Source organism: Amycolatopsis sp. TNS106, from assembly GCF_019330265.1.
In the GTDB taxonomy this organism is placed as follows: domain Bacteria; phylum Actinomycetota; class Actinomycetes; order Mycobacteriales; family Pseudonocardiaceae; genus Amycolatopsis; species Amycolatopsis lurida.
Genome location: NZ_CP024972.1, coordinates 2,217,751 through 2,238,774, shown reverse-complemented (window position 1 = coordinate 2,238,774; position 21,024 = coordinate 2,217,751). Strand labels below are relative to the sequence as shown.

The window sequence follows — 21,024 nt, the reverse complement described above, 5'->3', positions numbered from 1 at the left end:
AGGCCTCCTTGAGGGACCCAGAGTCCCTCAAGGAGGCCTTCACGGACTTGCGTTGTTCAGAAGCGCGACCGAATTCGGCCATAAAACGTGAGTAGCGTTCGGGTTATGGATCGAAGAGCGTTCATGGTGACCGCCGGTGGTGCGGCGGCAGGGGCAGCGATGCTGCCGGGGCAGGCGGAAGCGCAACCGCAGACACAAGGGAAGTGGGGCCCGCACGGGCCGGTCGTCCGCTTCAACGTCCTCAGTGACATCCAGGGCGACCTCACCGACTTCGGCAAGGCGCTCGACGACCTGCACGCGATCAACCCGGGCAGCGCCGGGCTGGGTATCGCAGGCGACCTCACCCCGCGCGGCTACGACTTCGAGTACGCCCAGCTTCGCGCGACCTTCGACAAGCACCCGCATCCGCGCGAGGTCGCGTGGGCGATCGGCAACCACGAGTTCTACGTCCCGAAGTGGCGGGATCCCGACACTCTCGCGCAGGCGACGTGGCCCAACGGGACGACCGAGGATTCCCTCTTCCGCAGCTTCTACCGGTTCGCGGGCCGCAACACCGTCTACTCCGAGTCGTCGTTCGGCGGTGTTCCGGTGCTCTGCCTGGGAACCGAGCAGTACGCGAAGTACCACGACCCCAAGCTGTGGGACGAGGTCTGGATGAGCGACCGCCAGTTCACCTGGCTCGAACAACGCCTCCGGTACTGGTCGAACCGGCGCAGCCCGGTGATGGTGCTGACCCATCATCCGTTGCCCAACACCGTTTCCGGCACGCACAACAAGCTCTACCGGTCCGACTACCTCCAGCCCGACAGGCTGCTCTCTATTCTCGGCCGCCACCGGGACGTGTTCCTCTTCTCCGGGCACACGCACTGGGATCTGAACCTGTCGGACTGGGTGGTCCGCCGGGTGGTGCCGGGTACCGGCAACCTCGAAGGGTTCACCGTCGTCAACACCGCCGCCGTGCAGACCGGCTGGACGGACGACGGCAAGGGCGGGGAAGTGTCCCTCGGCGGCGCGTTCAACCAAGGGCTGCAGGTGGAGGTCTCGCCGTTCTCGGTGGTCATCAAGGCCCGGGACTTCACCACGAAGACCTGGCTGAAGCAGATCACCGTTCCCTTGCACAACTCCTGGGGATTCCCGCACTGAGCGGGCGGCGGTACAGCGGGTCGTGAGTGGTAATGGTCGGCTGCCAAGGCAGGAGTTCGTGGCGCGAAGCCGATCACGACACATTTGTCCATAAAGGACACTGCGGCCGCTCCGCATGGCCGATTTGGGCGCTTTGGGTGGGGGTCGTGAGTGGTAATGGTCGTTCTAACCCTCTTTATCACTCACGACCCCCGGGTAAGAACGCGCAAAGCGTGCAAAACGTCCGCAAGAGACCGATCCTCGGTCTCTTGCGGACAGTCGTCGTCACGCTGCCTTGCCCTCGACGACCCGAATCGCCGCTCGCGAACACCCGGCCGAACGGCTACTGGCCCGGCCACGCGTGAAGGCCCCCTTCCCTCGGCTCAGCCGAGGGAAGGGGGCCTTCACGCGCACTGCGAGTTGGCTCAGTTGGCCGGCTTGACCTCGGTCTTCGGGTCACCGTCGACCGCGGCGGCGAGCTGCGGGACGATCCGGTCGATCACGAACGGCAGGCTCAGCACGGTCACGAAGGAGACCGCGCTGCCGTAGGTGCCTTCGTTCTCGATGAAGACCTCGCGCTTCTCCTTCGACACCTTCAGGCCGCTGTAGAGCGCGTCCTTGCCGAGGATCTCCTGCGCCTTGGCCGGGGTGTCGATGAGCCACACGAGCGCGTCGCGGTCGAGCAGGTCGGTCCGCTCGGCGCTGAGGCTCTTGCCGAACTTGTCACCGATGGCGGCGTCGAGGTCCGCGGGCAGCTTGAAACCGAGCGATTCGAGGATGTGCGAACGCCCGTCCTGGCTGCCGTAGACGAAGTAGCCCTCGTAGGTCGAGGCCATCAGCGCCGACTTGCCCGCGAACTCCGGGTGCTCCTTGCGGGCCTGGGCGAACTTGTCCTCGACACCCTTGACCAGTTCGTTCGCCTTGGTGGAGCGGCCGACGGCCTGGCCGACCTTCTTGGTCGCCTCGTTCCACGGGATGCCGTAGTCGTTGTACTCCTTCGGCTGCGCGACGACCGGGACGCCGATCTGGCTCAGCTTGTCGTACTGCTCCTTGGTGAGCCCGGAGTACAGCGCGATGATCAGATCCGGCTTGAGCGCGGCGATCTTCTCGTACTGCGGCCCGTCCACGTCCTTGAGGACCTCGGGCAGCGCGGCGCCGCCGAGCTTGTCGGTCGCCCACGGGCCGATGGTGCCGGGGAACTTGCCGAGCCAGTCGGTGACGCCGACGGGCACCACGCCGAGCGCGAGCAGTGCGTCCTGCTCGGTCAGGCCGACCGTGACGACGCGCTTGGGCTCCTGCGTGATGGTGGTGCTGCCGTACTTGTGCTCGATGGTGGTCGGGAACGCGTTCGCGTCGACCGCGGAGCCGGCGGAGTTCTGCGCGGCCGGAGCAGCCGACTCGCCGCCTCCTCCGCACGCGGTGAGCGAGGCGGCCAGCACCAGGGTGGACGCCAGCAGGCCGGCGGTCTTCAGGCGCCCGCGCACGGCGGAGAGGGTGGGGATTCGAGCCATCATCCGTCCTTCGTGATCGGCTGTCCGGCGTAATGCCGGATTAATCGAGGATCAGGTTTGGCTAACCTAAGACGCCGACCGCCCGATTGCAACCGGTGACGCTGCGTCCCGGGTCACGTCTGTGAACGGTTGTCGGACCAGGCCGCCCAAAGCGTTGCGTATTGACCGCCGGAAGCCACGAGTTCGTCGTGCGTCCCGCTTTCGACGATCACACCCGCGTCGAGCACGACGACCCGGTCCGACGCCGCGGCCTGCGTCAGCCGGTGCGCGACGACCAGCCCGGTCCGGCCCTCCAGTGCCGCGGCCGCGGCGGCTTCGAGGGTTTTCGCACCCGCGCTCCCGGCTTCGGCGGTCGCCTCGTCGAGGATCGCGATCGGCGGACCGGCGAGCACCAACCGCGCCAGCGCCAACTGCTGGGACTGGGTGACGGTCAGCCGATGCCCGCCCTCGCCGACCACGGTCGCGAGACCGTCGCTCAGTGCCTCCGCCCAGCCGCGCGCGCCGACTTTTTCCAGTGCTGCCAACAACTCCGCGTCGGACGCGCCGGGACGGGCGAGGCGGAGGTCGTCCGCCAGCGAACCGGCGAAGACGTGCACCTCCTGGCTGATCAGCGCGACCGCCTGCCGGGTGGCAGAGGGTCCGAGCTCGTCGAGTGGCACTCCGCCGACGGAGATCGTCCCCGAAGCCGGGGTGTGGATTCCGGCGATCAGCTTGGCCAGCGTCGTCTTGCCCGCCCCGCTCGCGCCGACCAGTGCGACCCGCTCACCGGGGGAGAGGCTGAGGTCGACGTCCCGCAGCACCGGGTGACCGCCCACATAGGAATGAGAGATCCCCGCCGCCTTCACCGAGGCGTCGACGGGTTTCGCCGGCCGTTCGGGTTCGCGCGGTGCGGGCAGGTCAGCGACCCCGATCAGCCGGGCGAGGCTCGCGGCGGCCGCTTGCGCGTCGTCCACCAGTGCCAGCGCGCTGTTGATCGGACCGAAGAGGCTGTGGAAGTACAACGCCGCCGCAGTCGCCGCGCCGACGGTCACGGCGTCGGCGCCCACCAACAGGAAACCGGCCGCGAGCACGGCCGAGAGACCGACGAACTCCGCCAGGTTGAGCCGGGCGAAGAACCTCGTCATCAGCCGGACGCCGCGCAGCATCAGGTCCATCGCGCCCTCGGACCGCTGCCGGACCCGCTCCACATGGGCGTCGGCGAGCCGGAACGCGCGGACGGTCTTCGCGCCGCCGATCGTGTCGAGCAGTTGCTGCTGCTGCGAACCCGTCGCGATCCGCTGCTTCGCGTACAACGGCACGGCGTTGCGGACGTACCAGCGCACGGTGTGCAGCTGGATCGGTGTCGCGAGCAGCGCCGCGAGGAGGAACCGCCAGTCGAGGACGGCGAGGGCACCGAGGGTCAGCACGATCGTCAGCACCGAGCGGCCCAGTTCGGGCAGGGCCTCGCGGACCGCCCTCGCGACCACGGTGACGTCGTTGGTGACGCGGGCGGTGAGGTCGCCGGATCCCGCGCGTTCGACCTGTTCCAGCGGGAGGCCCAGCGCCCGGTCGACGAACCGTTCGCGGAGTTCCGCGAGCAGTGTTTCGCCGAGCTTGGCGGTGAGCGAGACGCCCAGCGCCGTCGCGATGGCCTGGGCGACGGCGACCAGGACCAGCGCCACCACGGGGGTGGTCAGTTCGGTCGCGGGCCGGTTCTCGATGACCAGATCGACGATGTGGCCGAGCAGCCGGGCGGTGAGCAGCCCGATCGCGGTCGCGCCGACGAGCATCGCCAGCGCGCCGATGGCGCGGGCCTTCGAGGTCCGGAGCAGTTCGCCGAGGACCGCGCGGATCCGCTTGCCGTCGGCGGTGGGTAGCAGTTCACGGGTCATGACAGCACCGCCGCGCGGTAGTCGGCGCGATCGCGGGCGAGTTCGGCGTGGCCGCCCTCACCGGTGATCCGGCCGCCGTCCAGGACGACGACGCGGTCGGCCACGGCGAGCAGGGCGGGACTCGTGGTCACCAGGATCGTGGTCCGTCCTCGTCGTAGCCGGGCGAGCCCGGTGGCGATCTTCGCTTCGGTCACCGTGTCGACCGCCGTCGTCGGGTCGTGGACGACGAGCACCGGCGCGTCCGCGGCGAGCGCGCGGGCGAGCGCGACACGCTGCCGCTGCCCGCCGGAGAGGGAGCGTCCGCGTTCGGTGACCGCGGTCGCGGTGCCGTCGGGCAGAGCCGCCGCGACCTCGTCGGCGGCCGACGCGGCCAGCGCCTCGTCGGCGGACCGGCCGTCCGCGTGGACGTTCTCCGCCAGTGTTCCTTCGAACAGGTCCGCGTCGTGCGCGGCGACCAGGACGACCTCCCGCACCCGGTCGGGGTCCACAGTGGACAGGTCCACGCCGTCGACGTGGACCGTGCCTTCGGCTGGATCTCCCGCGCGGCCGAGGCAGTCGAGCAGATCGGTCGCGGCGGCCGGATCCGCGGCGACGACGCCGACCAGCTGCCCGGCAGGGATGTCGAGGTCGACGCCGCGGAGGGCGCCGTAGGTGACCTCGGTGAACCGGACGTTCCCGCCGGCGGGGGACGGCAGTTCGCCGTCGCCCGGTTCGACCGCCACCGGCGTGGTCAGCAGATCGGCGACCCGGGCCGCCGACGCGCGGCCCTGCGCCAGTTCGCCGTTGACCCACGAGAAGATCAGGAACGGCGTGAGCAGGAACTGGGCCAGTCCCACCGCGGCGACGAGATCGCCGACGCTGATCGATCCCGACGAAGCGAGGTGCCCGCCGACGAGGGCGACGACCGCGATGAAGACGCCGGTCAGCGCGAGCACCGCGCCGTCGTGCCAGGCCTTCGCCCGTGCGGCGCGCAAGGTCGCCTTGAGCGAGTTCTGGCTCGTGTCGCGATAACGGGCGACCGCGGCGGGTTCGGCGCCGATGCCCTTGAGCACCCGCAGTCCGGACACCAGGTCCGTGGCGACGCCCGAGGCGTGCGCGGACCGTTCCTGTTCGGCTTCGCTGCGGCGCTCCAGCGGCTTGCCGATGAGATGCGCGAGGTACAGCAGCGGCGGTGTGCCCAGGAGCACGAGGAGTCCCAGCGGAAGCGAGATCCGCAGGAGCGCGATGGCGCTGACCAGTACCCCGGCGAGCGCGGCGATCCCGAACGGCAGAGCCGCGTTCACCACCCCGACGCGTTGGGCGTCGCTGGTGCCGATGTTGACCAGCTCGCCCGCGAGCTTGCCCTTGTCGGCGCCGCCACCGGGATGCAGGACCCGTCGGCTGATCGCGAGGCGAAGGTCGTGCGCCGCCCGCAGCGAGGCGCCTTCCGCGGCGCGCGCGGCGAACCGGTAGCTGTAGGACAGTCCCGCGAAGATCACGCCGAGCACGGCGAGCCAGAACACGAGCGTGCCCACCGAACCACCGTCGACCGCCTGATCGATCACCACGCCGATGATCACCGGGACGAGCGCTTCACCGCCCTGGTGCCCGGCGGCGAGCACGGAGGCGAGCGTGACCCGCCGTCGTTGCCCGGAAATCGCCTGCCGCAGGACACTCCGGCTGGTGGTGGCCGTTGCGGTCACCGGCGCCTCCGTTCATGGTGGGGAAGGTAAGGCTAGTCTAAGTAGGTAGCTCGTTGAGGTGAACTCCGGCGTTCGGTTAGCCTCGCCTCACTCGAAGGAGGTTCCGTGGTCGTCACCGAACGCCCGCCCGCTGTGGCGTCCCCGCCCAGCGCGGCGGCACGGACGTTCCGCGCCGGCGGTCTGGTGGTCGGGCTCGCCCTGCTGGCGCTGGTGTTCCTGCTCAGTATCTGGGTGGGGTCGAAGAGCATCCCGTTCACCTCCACCTGGTCGGTGCTGTGGCACAACGACGGCTCGACCGAGGCGGTGATCATCCACGACCTCCGTATCCCGCGGACCCTGCTGGGCGTGGTCGTCGGCGTGGCACTCGGCCTGGCCGGCGCGGTGATGCAGGCGCTCACCCGGAACCCGCTCGCCGACCCCGGCCTGCTCGGGGTCAACACCGGCGCCTCGGCCGCGGTCGTGTCGGGGATCGCGTTCGTCGGGGTCACCGGCGTGCTCGGCTACATATGGTTCGCCTTCGCCGGGGCGGCGATCGCGTCGGTCGTGGTCTACGTCCTCGGCTCCGCGGGACGCAGTGCGACGCCGGACCGGCTCGTGCTCGCGGGTTCGGCCGTCATGGCCGTCCTCCAGGCCTACATCGTCGGGATCCTGCTGCTGATGCCGGAGACGTTCAACCAGTTCCGCTTCTGGAACGTCGGTTCGCTCAGCGGCCGCAAATGGGACGTGTTCTGGCAGGTCTCGCCGTTCGTGGCGGTCGGCGCGGTCATCGCGTTGCTGCTGGCCCGGCCGCTCAACGTCCTCGCGCTCGGCGACCAGACCGGCAAGGCGCTCGGCGCCCACGTCGGCCGCACCCGGGTGCTGGGCGCGATCGTGGTGACCCTGCTCTGCGGCGCGGGGACCGCGGCCATCGGGCCGGTCGTCTTCCTCGGGCTCGCCGTGCCGCACGCCGCACGGATGCTGGTCGGCCCTGATCAGCGCTGGGTCCTGCCGTATTCGATGCTGCTCGCGCCGATCGCGCTGATCGGCGCCGACGTCGTCGGCCGGGTGCTGAACCCGCCGGAGGAACTGCAGGCGGGCATCGTCGTCGCGTTCCTCGGCGCGCCGGTGTTCATCGCGCTCTGCCGACGCAGGAAGCTGGCCCGGCTGTGACCGCGATCAAGGAGCACCCACGGATGAGCACCCGCGTCCTGCGCACCCCGGGCGGCGGGCTTTCCCTCCGGATCACCCCGCGGGCCGCGATCGTCGTCGCGTTGCTGGCCATCGCCGTGTTCTTCCTCGGCGCGGTGAGCATGACCACCGGCGACTACCCGTTGTCCGTCGGCGAGGTCATCCGGACGCTGTTCGGCTTCGGCGACCGGAGCACCGAGTTCATCGTGACCACCCTGCGGCTGCCCCGGTTGCTGACCGCGCTGCTGGTCGGCGGCGCGCTCGCGGTCAGTGGCGCGATCCTGCAGAGCCTGTCCGGGAATCCCTTGGGCAGCCCCGACTTCATCGGCTTCACCGAGGGTGCGGCCGCCGGGGCGCTGCTGACGATCATCGTGGTGCACGGCGGCATGCTCCAGGTTTCGCTGGGCGCGCTGGTCGGCGGCGTCGTGACCGCGGGCCTGATCGCGTTGCTCGCGCTGAAAGGCGGCGTGCATACGTTCCGCCTGATCCTCGTCGGTATCGGCGTGAACGCGATGCTGCTCGCGTTCAACTCCTATCTGATCACCAGGGCCTCCTGGCAGGACGGCCTGGCGGCGCAGGCGTGGCTGGTCGGCGGGCTCAACGGCCGCGGCTGGGAGCACGTCGTCCCGGTCGCGATCGCCATCGCCGTCCTGCTGCCGCCCGCCCTCGTCTACGGCAGAAGGCTTTCCCTGCTGGAGATGGGGGACGACTCGGCCAAGGGGCTCGGCGTGCCGGTGCAGCGGAGCCGGGTCGTGCTCCTCGGGGTCAGCGTCGGGCTGTGTTCGATCGCGACCGCGGCCGCCGGTCCGATCGCGTTCCTGGCGCTCGCCGCGCCTCAGCTGGCGAAGCGGCTCACGCGGTCTTCGGGGCCGGGGCTCGCCGCGGCCGCCCTGATGGGCATGCTCCTGCTGGTGACCAGCGATCTGATCACCCAGCAGTTCTTGGCCGGTCTGCCCGTCGGCCTCGTGACCGGGGCGATCGGCGGGGTGTACCTGGCCTGGCTGCTGGTGTCCCGGCGCGGGGTCAGCCGAGCTGCGCGCTGACCGGCTCGATCGGCGCGGGCTCGCCGAAGCGGGCCAGCGCGAGCGCCGCCGAAACCGCGAGCACGAACCCGACCGCCGCCACGGCCGCGAACCCGGGTCGCGTGGTGTCGCCCAGTACGAATACCCCGATCAGGGACGGGAGCACGGTCTCGCCGATCACCATCATCGCGGTCGAAGTGGTGACACTGCCGCGTTGCAACGCGGTGGCGTAGAACAACATCGCCAGCGCACCCGCCACCCCCAGCGTGTACGTGGCCGGGTCGGTCAGCAGGTCCAGCGGGGCTAGGCTGGTGAGCGCGCGCCCGGAGAGGGCGACGACACCGAAGCACAGGCCGGCGATCAACCCGAGCGCCGGTGTCCGGATCCGGCGCGCCGCGCGCCCGGCGAACATCCCGGCTGTGCCGAGCACCACCACCGCGCCGATCAGCACGAGCCGGAAACCCAGCCCCGTCGACGCCGAACCTTCGCTCTCCGCCGACATCCCGAGCAACGCGAGCCCGGCGCAGACGACCGCGACCGCCGTCCACTCGCGACGGCCCAGCCGGACCCCGAGCGTCCGCGCGGCCACCGCCGTCACGGCGAGGCTTCCCGCCAGCGCCGCCTGGACCACGAACAGCGGCAGCACTCGCAGCGCGGCGACCTGGGCGACGAACCCGACGACGTCGAGCGCGAGACCCGCGACGAACTTCCACTGCCGCAGCACCCGCACGAGCAGGCGGGGATCGACGCGATCTTCCGCGCCCGAGGTCGCTTTCGCGGCGATCGCCTGCATCACCGAAGCGACGCCGTACGCACAGGCCGCGAAGAACGCGCAAACCAAACCCCACCACATGAACGGTGAGCCTAGCCCCGCGGTGACCACCGGAGATCTCGCGTGATCGGGCACGTAACTCGCGTGATTGGAGGCGTAACTCACGAGTTACGCCTCCAATCACGTGAGTTACGCCTTCGATCACGCGAGTTACGCGTATGTGTAGGGTGACCGACATGTCGAACACGGGTTCGAGTGCGGCCGAGCCGGTGGACCGCGCCTGGCCGGACGGGATCGCCGAAGATGAAGCCGGGATCCAGTGGGACTTCCTGCGTTTCCTCCGCGCGACGGCGGTGAACAAGGTCGCCGGGCTGACCAGGGAACAGGCGGTCGCGACACCGCTGCCGTCGTCCCCGCGGATGAGCGCGCTGGGGCTGCTCAAGCATCTGACCGCGGTGGAGCGCTGGTGGCTCTCGATCGAGGCGGGCGGCGCGGATCTGCCTTCGCTGTGGGAAGGCTCACCGGATCCGAGCTGGGACCTGACCGAGGACGACGACCCGCGTTCGGTCGTCGAGGCGTACCGCGCCGAGTGGGCCTTGGCGGAGTCGTCGCTGGCCGGGGTCTCGCCGGACGATCGCGCGCGCAAGTCGGGGAAGTTCACCGTCCGCTGGGTGCTCGCGCACGTCGTCCAGGAGACCGCCCGGCACGTCGGGCAGCTGGACATCCTGCGGGAGCTGGCCGACGGCACCACGGGGGAGTAGCGCCGTAAGGTGTCCGCATGGCTGACAGGCTGTACTTCCGGCAATTGCTCGCGGGCCGTGACTTCGCGGTGGGGGATCCCGTCGCGACGCAGATGGTCAACTTCGCCTATCTGATCGGCGACCGGGAGACGAACGAGGCCGTCATCGTCGACCCGGCGTACGCCGTCGGTGATCTGCTGGACCTGCTGGAGGCCGACGGCATGCGGCTGACCGGCGTCCTCGCCACGCACCACCACCCCGATCACGTCGGCGGCGAGATGATGGGCTTCTCGCTGCCGGGGATCGCGGAGCTGCTGGAACGCGTCCAGGTGCCGATCCACGTCAACGGCGCGGAGGCCGAATGGGTCCGCCGGATCACCGGCGTCTCCGGAACCGATCTGCGGTCGCATGAACACGACGACGTCGTCGAGGTCGGCGCGGTGCCGATCCGGCTGCTGCACACGCCGGGGCACACTCCGGGCAGCCAGTGCTTCCTGGTCGACGGGAAGCTCGTCTCCGGGGACACGCTGTTCCTCGAAGGCTGCGGCCGGACCGATTTCCCCGGCGGTGACGCGGAGGCGATCTACCGGAGCCTGCAGTGGCTGGCCGGACTGGACGGCGATCCCGTCGTCTACCCGGGCCACCAGTACTCGGCCGAGCCGTCGGCGAGCCTGTCGCGGGTGAAGGACACGAACTTCGTGTTCCGGCCGAAGTCGCTGGACGAATGGCGGCTGATGTTCGGCGGCTGACCTTCTCCGCATTCAGAGGACTAAATGCGGGGAAGGCGCTCAGCGTCGTTCGCGCGGCCGAGCTCCGATCGGAGCGTCGCGAAAGCCACTTTGAGGACATCAGACGTCCCGAAAGTGGCTTTCGCGACGCGTCCTGGTGCCACGCCCTTGCCCGCATTCAGAGCACTAAATGCGTCCAGATCGCGGGACGCGAGGCTCGCTGATTGACCAGCCTGGTGCGGGAAGCCGAAGCTCGGAACCGTGACGCTGAAGCTGCATTGGTTCCTTCCCACCACCGGTGACGGCCGGACGATCGTGGAGCACTTCCACGCCAGTCGCGCCGCCGGGGCGTCGGCCGCCCGCGAGCCGAGCCTCGACTACCTCGCGCAGGTCGCCCGTGCCGCCGAGGCCAACGGTTTCGAAGGCGTGCTGACGCCGACCGGGACCTGGTGCGAGGACGCGTGGCTGACGACGGCCGCGCTGATCCGCGAGACGAGAACTCTCAAGTTCCTGGTCGCGTTCCGGCCCGGCACGGTCTCGCCGACGCTGGCCGCGCAGATGGCGGGCACGTTCCAGCGGATCTCGCAGGGGCGCGTGCTGCTCAACGTCGTCACCGGCGGCGACACGGTGGAGCAGCGCCGTTTCGGCGACTGGCACGATCACGATCAGCGGTACGCCCGCACCGGCGAATTCCTCGAGATCGTGCGCGGGGTGTGGAGCGGCAAGCCGTTCGACTTCGACGGCGAGCACCTCAAGGTCGAGGGCGCGACCACGCGCGCGGCGCCGGATCCCGTCCCGCCGATCTATTTCGGTGGTTCGTCCGCGGCCGCGCTCCCGATCGCGGCGAGGCACGCCGACGTCTACCTCACGTGGGGTGAGCCGCCCGCGCAGGTCGCCGAGAAGATCACCAAGGTCCGTGAACTCGCGGAGGAGCAGGGACGGAAGCTCCGCTTCGGCATCCGGCTGCACACCCTCTCGCGTGACACGTCGGCGGAAGCCTGGGCGGAGGCGGGCAAATTGCTCGACGCGATCGACCCGGAGCGGATCGCCCACACCCGGAAACAGTTGTCCGCCAGCGAATCCGTGGGCCAGCAGCGGATGGCCGCGCTGCACGGCGGGAACATCGACGGCGGCGTCCGCGGCTTGGAGGTGTACCCGAACCTCTGGGCCGGGATCGGCCTCGTGCGCGGTGGCGCGGGCACCGCCCTCGTCGGCAGTCACGGCGAAGTCGCCGACCTCATCGAGGAGTACCACGCGCACGGCATCGAGGAGTTCGTCCTCTCCGGATACCCGCATCTGGAGGAGGCGTACTGGTTCGGCGAGGGCGTGCGCCCGGAACTGGTCCGGCGGGGGCTCGTCGCGTAGAACTCAGAGCGTCCGCGACAACGCCAGAGCGGCGGTCCGCACCGCGGGCGCGACCCGGTTGGTGTGCATGCGATTCGCCCAGCCTGAGATCGACAACGCCGCGACCGCCACCCCTTGCGCGTCGAGCAGCGGGCTCGCCGCGCAGACGACGCCGACGCCGGATTCCTCCCGTTCGAACGCGATCCCCTCGCCGTGGATCTTGGCCAGCTGACGGCGCAACAGACCCGCGGCGGTGATCGTCCGCACGCTGACGCGCGGCAATCCGGCATCGATCACTTGGGTCACCACGGAGTCCGGTGAGAACGCGAGGATCGCCTTGCCGACGCCGGTGGCGTGCGCGGGAAAACGGCCGCCGATCCGGGACGGCAGCGACGGCGCGTCGGGCCCCCGCAGGATGTCGAGATAGACGACCTCGGTGCCTTCCAGGACCGCGAGGTGCACGGTGTTGCGGGTCGCCTCGCGGAGATCGGCCAGATACGGCCGCGCCGCCTCGACGAGTCCCCGGCGCCGTACCGCCAGCTGGCCTATCTCGAACAGCTTCAGCCCGAGCCGCACCGCCGCGCCCTCACGTTCGAGCAGGCCGGTCGCGACCAGATGACCGGTGAGCCGGTGGACGGTCGACTTCGCCAGGCCGGTCCGCCGCGCCAGCTCCGAAACGCCGAGCGCGTCGTCGCCGGGGCGGAACGCCGAGAGCAGCGCGGAGATCCGGGCGGCGACGAGGCCGTCCGCTCCGGTTCGGTCCGGGTCGTCGTTCCGCCCAGCGGCACGCATGGGTTGAGTGTGCCCTATCCGAGCGGGGAGCGTCAGCTGACATGGCGCAACGGAAAGCGGTGGCCGCGATCGTCGGTCCCGGGAACATCGGCACCGACCTGCTCGCGAAGCTGAGGCGCAGCGAGCACGTCGAGGTGCGGTACATGGTCGGCGTGGACCCGGATTCGGACGGGCTGGCCAAGGCCGCGGAACTGGGACTGGAGACCTCCGCCGGCGGCGTCGACTGGTTGCTGTCGCGCGACGAACTGCCGGACCTGGTCTTCGAAGCGACCTCGGCGAAGGCTCATCTGGCGAACGCGCCGCGGTACGCGAGCGCCGGGATCCGCGCGATCGACCTGACCCCGGCCGCGGTCGGCCCGTTCACCTGTCCCGCCGTGGGTTTGCCCGAACGGCTGGACGTGCCGAACGTCAACCTGATCACCTGCGGCGGCCAGGCCACGATCCCGATCGTGCACGCGGTGTCGCGAGTGACGCCGGTGCCCTACGCGGAGATCGTCGCGTCCGTCTCGTCGCGGTCGGCCGGACCGGGTACCCGGGCGAACATCGACGAGTTCACCGCGACCACGGCGCGCGGGATCGAACTCGTCGGGGGAGCGAGCCGCGGCAAGGCGATCATCATCATCAATCCGGTCGAACCGCCGATGATCATGCGCGACACGGTGTTCTGCGCGATCGACCCGGACGCGGACTTCGCCGCGGTGAGCGAATCCATCCACCGGATGGTCGAGACGGTCCAGGGTTACGTGCCGGGTTACACGCTCAAGGCGGACCCTCAATACGACCCACCGCGGCCGGGATGGAGCGGGCAAGCGCGGGTCGCGGTGTTCCTGGAAGTCGCCGGGAACGGGGACTTCCTGCCGAAATACGCCGGGAACCTGGACATCATGACGGCCGCGGCCGCCCGCGTCGGCGATCTGCTGGCCACTCAGGAGGTGGCGGCATGAGCTGGGACGACGTGAGCCGGGAGGTCCGGCTCGTCGACACGAGCCTGCGCGACGGCAGCCACGCGATGGCGCATCAGTTCACCGAGAAGAACGTGCGCGACACCGTCCGGGCGCTGGACGCCGCCGGGGTCTCCCTGATCGAGGTCAGCCACGGCGACGGCCTCGGCGGCTCGACGTTCAATTACGGCTTTTCCCTTGTGGACGAACGGAAGCTGATCGCCGCGGCGGTCAATGAGGCGCGGCACGCGAAGATCGCGGTACTGCTGCTGCCCGGCCTCGGCACGGTCGGCGATCTGCGCGTGGCGGCCGACCTCGGCGCGGGAGCGGTCCGGATCGCGACCCACTGCACCGAGGCCGACGTCTCCGTCCAGCATTTCGGCGCGGCGAGGGAACTCGGGCTGGAGACCGTCGGTTTCCTGATGCTGTCCCATATGTCCACACCCGAGGCGCTGGCGAAACAGGGCCGGATCATGGTCGACGCCGGTTGCCAATGTGTGTACGTCGTCGATTCCGCCGGGGCGTTGATCCTGGAGGACGCCGGTGAACGCGTCGCCGCGCTGGTGGCGGAATTCGGCGACGAGGCGCAGGTCGGCTACCACGGGCACCAGAACCTGAGCTTCGGCGTCGCGAACTCGGTGCTCGCCTACCGGGCGGGCGCCCGGCAGATCGACGGTTCGCTCGTGGCGCTCGGCGCGGGCGCGGGCAACTCGCCGACCGAGGTCCTCGCGGCGACGTTCGAGCGGCTCGGGATCCGCACCGGCGTCGACAAGGACGTGCTGATGGACGCGGCGGAAAACGTCGTGAAGCCCTACATCACCCGGCTTCCGGTGATGGACCGGTCGTCGATCGTGCAGGGCTTCGCCGGCGTGTACTCGAGTTTCCTCCTGCATGCCGAGCGCGCCGCCGAGCGGTACGGCGTCCCGGCGCACGAAATCCTCTATCGCGTCGGCGCCGCGAAGTACGTGGGCGGGCAGGAGGACATGATCATCGACATCGCGCTGCAACTGGTCGCCGAACGCGGTCAGAGCTGAGTGCCTGAAGGTGAACCCGCGACCGCGATCCACGTCGGGCGGGCAAGGCGCCCTGCCACCGCGATAGCGGGGTCTCCGGCCGGGGCGGGTTCACGCGTTGGGCCGCTTTCGTGGAGGCGAGTCACCTCCGCCGACAGGTTCGCGGTCGGCCCCGAGTACGAGGCGGACACAGTGCTCGATCAGGCGCTCGCGGCTCACCTTGAGCGAGCCGTCGAGGTAGGCGATGAACACGTTGCTCAGTGCGCCGACCAGCCCGATCGAGGTCATCTGCCGTTCGGCCGCGTCACCGTGGGACAGCTGCCCGCTGACCAACTCGGCGAACGAGGGGAGGAGCGCGATCCCGCGCGTGGTCAGGGCGGGATCGGTGATCGGCGCGAGCAGGAGCACGCGGCCTTTGCGCGGATCGTCGAGCATCAACTCGACGAACGCGCGGACCGCGGCCTTCGCCCGTTCGGCGGGTTCGGCCGTGTCGCTGACGGCGTCGACCAAGGCCTGCCGCGCCTGCTCGCCGATGTGCTCGTAGACCGCGACGACGAGTTCCTCGCGGTCGGCGAAGCTCTCGTAGAAATACCGCTCCGTCAGCTTGGCGTGACGGCACACCGCGCGGACGCTCACCCCCGCGCTGCCCTGGGTCCCGAGCAGGTCGAGGCCCGCTTCGACGAGTTGTCCCCGTCGCGCGGCCTTGCGGTCGTCCAGGGTCGTGCCTGCCCAGCTGCGGCCGGCCATGATCGGCTCCTCTTGTTGACTACGGCCGTTGTCAACCTTAACCTGACAACAGTTGTGGTCAATTTAACCAGCTCAGTGAGGAGACCGGGGATGACACAGCCGCAGCCGCTCGGACCGGATTCGCTGACCTGGAAGTACTTCGGCGACTGGCGCGGATTGCTCATCGCGCTCTGGGCCGGATCCATGCAGAACATGCACCCTGAGCTGGGCGCGGGCGTCGAGGAGCATTCGCGGTTCTTCGAGGAGCGCTGGCAGCGGCTGTTCCGCTCGCTGTACCCGATCGGGGGAGTGATCTACGACGGCCCGCGGGCCCGCCGGACCGCGCTGGAGGTGCGCGGCTACCACGATCGGATCAAGGGCGTCGACAAACACGGGCGGCGCTATCACGCGCTCAACCCGGACACGTTCTATTGGGCGCATTCGACGTTCTTCGTGAGCGCGATCCTCATCGCCGACAACTTCTGCGGCGGGATCGGCGAGGCCGAGAAGCGGAAGCTGTTCGACGAGCACGTCCAGTGGTACGAGATGTACGGCATGAGCATGCGCCCGGTGCCGGAGTCGTGGGAGGACTTCCAGCTGTACTGGAAGCGGATGTGTGAGGACGTGCTGGAGGACAACAAGGCGACTCGCGACGTCCTCGAAATCCACGACATCGCCAAACCGCATTTCCTGCCCTGGCTGCCGGATTTCGCGTGGAACCTGGTCCGCGGGCAGGTGGCGCGGAACTTCGTCTGGTTGACGGTCGGCATGTACGACCCGCCGATCCGCGAGCGGCTCGGCTACACCTGGACCGAACGAGACGAGCGACGCCATCGCCGGGTGGGGAAGCTGATCAACGCGGCGTTCACCCTGGTCCCGCGCGATCGCCGCTACCACCCGCGCGCCAGGGCGGGCTGGCGGCGGGAGCGTGGCGAACTGGCCCCGGACGCGCCGTTGGTCGAGACTCCCGCGAGGAACCTTCCGCCGCTTTCGGAGCGGGGCAAACCCGAGCACTACTCACCGAACGTCTGACTAGGAGCCTCGATGAAGCTGGGTTACCACCTCGGTTACTGGTCGTCCGGTCCGCCGGAGGGCGCGCTGGACGCCGTTCTGCGGGCCGAAGAACTCGGGTTCGACTCCGTGTGGACCGCCGAGGGCTACGGCTCGGACGCGTTCACCCCGCTCGCCTGGTGGGGCGCGTCGACCAGCCGGATCAAGCTCGGGACCAACATCGTCCAGATGTCGGCGCGCACCCCGACCGCGACGGCCATGCACGCGCTGACCCTGGACCACCTGTCCGGTGGGCGGTTCGTGCTCGGGCTCGGCGCGTCCGGGCCGCAGGTGGTCGAAGGCTGGTACGGGCAGCCCTATCCGAAGCCGCTCGCCCGCACCCGCGAATACGTCGACATCGTGCGGAAGGTCGTCGCCCGCGAGGCGCCGGTGACCCACGACGGGCAGCACTTCCAGCTGCCCCTGCGAGGCGGGACCGGGCTCGGCAAACCGCTGAAGTCCACAGTGCACCCTTTCCGCAAGGAGATCCCGATCTTCCTCGCCGCGGAGGGGCCGAAGAACGTGGCGCTGTCGGCGGAGATCTGTGACGGCTGGCTCCCGTTGTTCTTCTCGCCCAAGAGTGACGCCTTCTATCGGACGGCACTGCAGGAGGGCTTCTCGCGTCCCGGTGCCCGGCACGGTTTCGACGATTTCGAGGTCGCCGCATCCGTCCCGGTGCTCGTCCACGACGACGTCGAGGAGGCCGCGAGCTGGATCAAACCGTCGCTCGCGCTGTACATCGGCGGCATGGGCGCGAAATCGGTCAACTTCCACCACGACGTCTTCGCCCGGATGGGGTATGAGGACGTGGCCGACAAGGTGCAGGAGCTGTACCTGGCAGGCCGCAAGGACGAGGCGACGGCGGCGATCCCGACGTCTCTGGTCGAGGACACCTCGCTGATCGGGCCTGCGGAAAAGATCCGTGACGAACTCGCGGCGTGGGACGAGACCGTGGTGACCACGCTGCTTTTGCGGGGCGATGCCGCGACGCTCACGAAGGTCGCGGAGACGCTCTCGTAGCCGCCCCGGTCTCGTGAGTGGTAAGGACGGTTAGAACCGTCCTTACCACTCACGAGGAATCCGGTCGGAAGTGATGTCGCGAAAGCCACTTTCGCGACGTGTGGTGTCCCGAAAGTGGCTTTCGCGTCACTTGGTCGGAGAGCGGCGGTCGTGGCCGGGTCCCTCTCGTAGCTGGACTCGCTCTCATGCATTGAGCCAGCGGGGCGCCGTTGAAGGTTGCGAAAGCCACTTTCACAACCTTCAACGTTGCGAAAGTGGCTTTCGCAACGCCGTCTCTTCGCTCGACCATGCCTTGAGCGTCAGCGCTCGACGGCCCGGTTCGCGGTTGACGACCGAAGGGCGCTCTCTCCGCATGCGACGTGGCGAAAGCGCTCTTCGCCGCGCGCGATGAGGGAAAGCCTCCGCGCCTTTCGTGGGTTGCGGCAGTGAGGCCCATCACGTAGCGTCCCGCCACGAACATGAAGTCGGTTCATGTTCGTGGCCGGGAGGTGCGACTCATGACGGTGAGCCGGAGGCGGGTTCTCGCGGGCGCGGCGGCGTTGCCCGTCGCGGCGAGTGTGCTCGGCGCCCAGCAGGCGCAAGCGGCGCCATCACGGGGTTTCCGCGTCGGTGCCGGGATCTCCGACGTCACCGGCCCGGCCGCCGAGAACGGCATGATGGGCTACTCGATGCCGCAGCAGCAGACCGCCGGCATCCACCTCCGCACCCGGGCACGCGCCTTCGTGGTCGACGACGAAACCAAGCGGATCGCCTTCGTCACCGCCGACCTCGGCGCGCTGTTCCAGTCCGTCCACCAAGGCGTCATGCGCAAGCTCCAGGCCGCGTACGGCGACCTCTACACCGAGCAGAACGTGCTCCTCAACGCCACGCACACCCACTCCGCGTGCGGCGGGGATTCCCATTACGCCGCCTACGATCTGGCGATCCTGGGCTTCCAGCAGCAGGTGTACGACGCGCACGTCGACGGGATCTTCGAGGCGATCACCCGGGCGCACGCGAACCTCGCGCCGGGGTCGATCCGGCTCGGCCGCGCCGAGCTGACCAAGGCCAGCGTCAACCGCTCGCGCAAGGCCTTCGACCTGAACCCGCAGGCGGACAAGGACCACTTCCCGCAGGCGATCGACCCGGCCGTCACGGTGCTGCGGTTCAGCCAGAACGGTGTCGACGTCGGCGCGATCAGTTGGTTCGCGACGCATGGGACGTCGATGAGCAACGGCAACCACCTGATCAGCGGTGACAACAAGGGCTACGCCGCCTACGAGTGGGAGCACGACCACGCCGGCGTGCGGTACCTCGACGGGAACCCGCGGTTCGTCGCTGCCTTCCCGCAGACCAACACCGGCGACATGAGCCCGAACCTGAACCTCGAACCCGGTACCCCCGAAACCGAGTTCGAGTACACCCGCACGATCGGCGATCTCCAGTTCCGCGCGGCGAAGAGCGCCTTCGATGCCGCTGCGGAGGCTGTGAGGGGCGGCGTCGATCACCGGATGTGCTACGTGGACATGTCCGACGTGGCCGTCGACGCGAAGTACACCCCGAACGGGCGGCCGCAGCGCACCTGCACGGCCGCGATCGGGGTGTCGATGCTCGCGGGCAGCCGCGAGGACGGCCCCGGCCTCCCGCTCCCCGAAGGGGTGAAGAACCCGTTCATCGACTGGCTCGGCGGCATCGACGCGCCGATCCCGCAGGCACTCGCCGACGCGCACGCGCCGAAGGTGATCGCGGTGCCGTTCGGCGCGATGAAGCCGTATCCGTGGACGCCGGAGGTGCTGCCGCTGCAGCTCGTCCGGATCGGTCAGCTGTATCTCGTGGCCGTGCCCGCCGAGCTGACCATCGTCGCCGGACTGCGCCTGCGCCGGACCGTCGCGGCGGAACTCGGTGTTCCGCTGGAGAACGTGCTCATCCAGGGGTATGCCAACGCGTACAGCCAGTACGTCACCACGCCCGAGGAGTACGACTCGCAGCAGTACGAAGGCGCGTCGACGCTGTACGGCCGGTACACGCTTCCGGCCTACCAACAGGAATTCGCCAAGCTCGCGGCCGCGATGAAGGCGGGGGTGGGGGTGCCGCACGGGCCGACGCCTCGGGATCTGCGCGGCAAGCTGATCAACTTCCAGCCAGGGGTCGTCTTCGACAGCCCGCCCGCGTTCAAGAACTTCGGTGACGTCCTGGTCGACGCGAAGAGCACCTACGCGCGCGGCGAGCAGGTCGCGATCGAGTTCGTCACCGGGCATCCGAAGAACGACCTGCGGCGCGGCGGCACGTTCCTGGAGATCCAGCGGCTGGTCGACGGCAAGTGGGTCCGGCACGCCGACGACGGCGACTGGGACACGAAGTACCACTGGGCACGGACGTTCGTCGCCGAATCGAAAGCCGTCGTCCACTGGAAGATCCCCGCGAACGCCCCGATCGGCAAATATCGCGTGATCCACTTCGGAAACTGGAAGAACGGCTGGAACGGGGCGATCTCCGCGTTCAGCGGGACTTCGCGGACATTCGTCGTCTCCTGACACCGGAAAGGGTCTTTCGTGCGGAAGCTCGCCGTACTCGCCATCGCCGCCGCGATGTTCGCCGGAACCGCCGTGCCCGCCCAAGCGGCGGTCTCGGTGAAGGTCATGGCGTTCAACATCTGGCAGCTGCCCTGGATCGCCAGCCCGAACACTTCGGACAAACAGGCCAGGGCTCGCGCGGCGGAAGACGTCATCCGCGCGAACGACGCCGACGTCGTAGTCCTGGACGAGGCTTTCAGCGCCCAGGCGGAGGAACTGCGGAACCGGCTGAAGGACGTCTGGCCGCACCAGACCCCGCTCGTCGGCCAGTACTGCGGCACGTCACCCGGCTGGACCACGGTGAACGGGAACTGCTCGAATTCCCCCGTCGTGGTCAACGGCGGGGTCACGGTGCTCAGCAAGGCGCCGGTGACCGAGCAGCATCAGCTGGTTTTCCGCAATTCCTACTCCGGCACAGCGGATTACCTGTCCAACAAGGGTGCCGCGCTGGCCCGACTGGTCGTCAACGGGAAACCGCTGTGGATCGCGGGTACGCACATGCAGGCGGACGAGGAACCGGAGACACTGCCGAAGGCGCACGAGATCCGGATGGCGCAGCTCGGTGAGATCCGGGACCTGGTCACGAAATACGCGCCGGCCGGTGAGCCGGTGGTCCTCGCGGGCGACCTGAACATCGAGTACTGGGCCGGGCGAACGCGCAAGGACTCCCTCGGCCGGACCCAGGTCCAGCAGGGCGAAGCCATCCTCGACGGCGTCCTCCGCACGACGGGCGAAGGCGCGTACACCTTCGACGCGGCCACGAACCCGAACGCGGCGAAGTCCGTTCCGGCGACCTACCGTGACTCGCTGGACTACGTCGGAGCCGTGCACGCGGGCGGGCGTCCACGCGCCGCTGTCGGCCCGGTACAGCTCGTGCATTACGACGGTGGCACGATTCCTTCCGACCACTACCCGGTGGTGGCCAAGATCCAATACTGAGGCCTTCATCGGGAGAACCGCCTCGAGGAGGA

At 69.3% G+C, this 21,024-nt stretch carries 18 protein-coding genes; 12 read left to right on the top strand and 6 right to left on the bottom strand.

The genetic code is table 11. The features are described 5' to 3' along the window. Positions 1-105 precede the first annotated feature (105 nt). Positions 106-1,143 carry a metallophosphoesterase gene (locus CVV72_RS10110; RefSeq protein ID WP_255632623.1) on the top strand — a complete coding sequence of 346 codons (1,038 nt, stop codon included), beginning with the start codon at positions 106-108 and terminating at the stop codon, positions 1,141-1,143. Positions 1,144-1,547: 404 nt separating this feature from the next. On the opposite strand, the gene CVV72_RS10105 is transcribed toward CVV72_RS10110, so the two are convergent. The 3 genes from CVV72_RS10105 to CVV72_RS10095 form a co-directional block, all read right to left on the bottom strand. Next, positions 1,548-2,633 (bottom strand): iron-siderophore ABC transporter substrate-binding protein, encoded by a 1,086-nt coding sequence (locus CVV72_RS10105; RefSeq protein ID WP_219152183.1) that lies wholly within the window; start codon positions 2,631-2,633, stop codon positions 1,548-1,550. Between the two features lie 113 nt (positions 2,634-2,746). Then, entirely contained in the window at positions 2,747-4,504 is a 1,758-nt protein-coding gene (locus CVV72_RS10100) for an ABC transporter ATP-binding protein (protein WP_219152182.1), read from the bottom strand. Further along, positions 4,501-6,186 carry an ABC transporter ATP-binding protein gene (locus tag CVV72_RS10095; RefSeq protein WP_219152181.1) on the bottom strand — a complete coding sequence of 562 codons (1,686 nt, stop codon included), beginning with the start codon at positions 6,184-6,186 and terminating at the stop codon, positions 4,501-4,503. Before CVV72_RS10095 ends, CVV72_RS10100 begins: the two co-directional genes overlap by 4 nt. A gap of 105 nt (positions 6,187-6,291) precedes the next feature. Here CVV72_RS10095 and CVV72_RS10090 point away from each other — a divergent pair, with 105 nt between their 5' ends. Next, a complete protein-coding gene (locus CVV72_RS10090) occupies positions 6,292-7,335 on the top strand; it encodes an iron ABC transporter permease (RefSeq protein WP_219152180.1) in 1,044 nt (347 codons plus the stop codon). Positions 7,336-7,358: 23 nt separating this feature from the next. Continuing rightward, the gene (locus tag CVV72_RS10085) at positions 7,359-8,396 is read left to right on the top strand and encodes an iron chelate uptake ABC transporter family permease subunit (RefSeq protein ID WP_219152179.1); all 1,038 of its coding nucleotides are present in this window, start codon (positions 7,359-7,361) and stop codon (positions 8,394-8,396) included. Here the strand turns inward: CVV72_RS10085 and CVV72_RS10080 are convergent. Continuing rightward, positions 8,377-9,228: a DMT family transporter gene (locus CVV72_RS10080; RefSeq protein ID WP_219152178.1), complete on the bottom strand. Its 852-nt coding sequence runs from the start codon at positions 9,226-9,228 to the stop codon at positions 8,377-8,379. The two genes, CVV72_RS10085 and CVV72_RS10080, sit on opposite strands and share 20 nt — an antisense overlap. Positions 9,229-9,383: 155 nt before the next feature. Here CVV72_RS10080 and CVV72_RS10075 point away from each other — a divergent pair, with 155 nt between their 5' ends. From CVV72_RS10075 to CVV72_RS10065, 3 genes are all read left to right on the top strand, one after another. Continuing rightward, entirely contained in the window at positions 9,384-9,908 is a 525-nt protein-coding gene (locus CVV72_RS10075) for a DinB family protein (protein ID WP_219152177.1), read from the top strand. A gap of 17 nt (positions 9,909-9,925) precedes the next feature. Then, positions 9,926-10,636, top strand: coding sequence for an MBL fold metallo-hydrolase (locus CVV72_RS10070; protein WP_219152176.1), 711 nt, complete (start codon positions 9,926-9,928; stop codon positions 10,634-10,636). Between the two features lie 240 nt (positions 10,637-10,876). Then, positions 10,877-11,980 carry an LLM class flavin-dependent oxidoreductase gene (locus tag CVV72_RS10065; RefSeq protein ID WP_219152175.1) on the top strand — a complete coding sequence of 368 codons (1,104 nt, stop codon included), beginning with the start codon at positions 10,877-10,879 and terminating at the stop codon, positions 11,978-11,980. Between the two features lie 3 nt (positions 11,981-11,983). Here the strand turns inward: CVV72_RS10065 and CVV72_RS10060 are convergent, their stop codons facing one another. After that, the gene (locus CVV72_RS10060; protein WP_219152174.1) at positions 11,984-12,751 is read right to left on the bottom strand and encodes an IclR family transcriptional regulator; all 768 of its coding nucleotides are present in this window, start codon (positions 12,749-12,751) and stop codon (positions 11,984-11,986) included. 41 nt (positions 12,752-12,792) lie between these two features. Here CVV72_RS10060 and CVV72_RS10055 point away from each other — a divergent pair, with 41 nt between their 5' ends. Beyond that, entirely contained in the window at positions 12,793-13,695 is a 903-nt protein-coding gene (locus tag CVV72_RS10055) for an acetaldehyde dehydrogenase (acetylating) (protein WP_219152173.1), read from the top strand. Continuing rightward, on the top strand, positions 13,692-14,726 hold the full coding sequence (dmpG, locus tag CVV72_RS10050) for a 4-hydroxy-2-oxovalerate aldolase (protein WP_219152172.1): 1,035 nt from the start codon (positions 13,692-13,694) through the stop codon (positions 14,724-14,726). Before CVV72_RS10055 ends, dmpG begins: the two co-directional genes overlap by 4 nt. A gap of 90 nt (positions 14,727-14,816) precedes the next feature. Here dmpG and CVV72_RS10045 read toward each other — a convergent pair whose 3' ends face one another. Continuing rightward, on the bottom strand, positions 14,817-15,452 hold the full coding sequence (locus tag CVV72_RS10045; RefSeq protein ID WP_219152171.1) for a TetR/AcrR family transcriptional regulator: 636 nt from the start codon (positions 15,450-15,452) through the stop codon (positions 14,817-14,819). A 90-nt stretch (positions 15,453-15,542) separates the two neighbouring features. Here CVV72_RS10045 and CVV72_RS10040 point away from each other — a divergent pair, with 90 nt between their 5' ends. The 4 genes from CVV72_RS10040 to CVV72_RS10025 all read left to right on the top strand — a co-directional run bounded on the left by CVV72_RS10040 (position 15,543) and on the right by CVV72_RS10025 (position 20,992). Continuing rightward, on the top strand, positions 15,543-16,463 hold the full coding sequence (locus tag CVV72_RS10040) for an oxygenase MpaB family protein (protein ID WP_219152170.1): 921 nt from the start codon (positions 15,543-15,545) through the stop codon (positions 16,461-16,463). Between the two features lie 12 nt (positions 16,464-16,475). Next, on the top strand, positions 16,476-17,501 hold the full coding sequence (locus CVV72_RS10035) for an LLM class F420-dependent oxidoreductase (protein WP_219152169.1): 1,026 nt from the start codon (positions 16,476-16,478) through the stop codon (positions 17,499-17,501). Positions 17,502-17,998: 497 nt separating this feature from the next. Then, the gene (locus CVV72_RS10030; protein ID WP_219152168.1) at positions 17,999-20,014 is read left to right on the top strand and encodes a neutral/alkaline ceramidase; all 2,016 of its coding nucleotides are present in this window, start codon (positions 17,999-18,001) and stop codon (positions 20,012-20,014) included. Positions 20,015-20,032: 18 nt separating this feature from the next. Then, the gene (locus CVV72_RS10025; protein ID WP_219152167.1) at positions 20,033-20,992 is read left to right on the top strand and encodes a sphingomyelin phosphodiesterase; all 960 of its coding nucleotides are present in this window, start codon (positions 20,033-20,035) and stop codon (positions 20,990-20,992) included. Positions 20,993-21,024 lie beyond the last annotated feature (32 nt).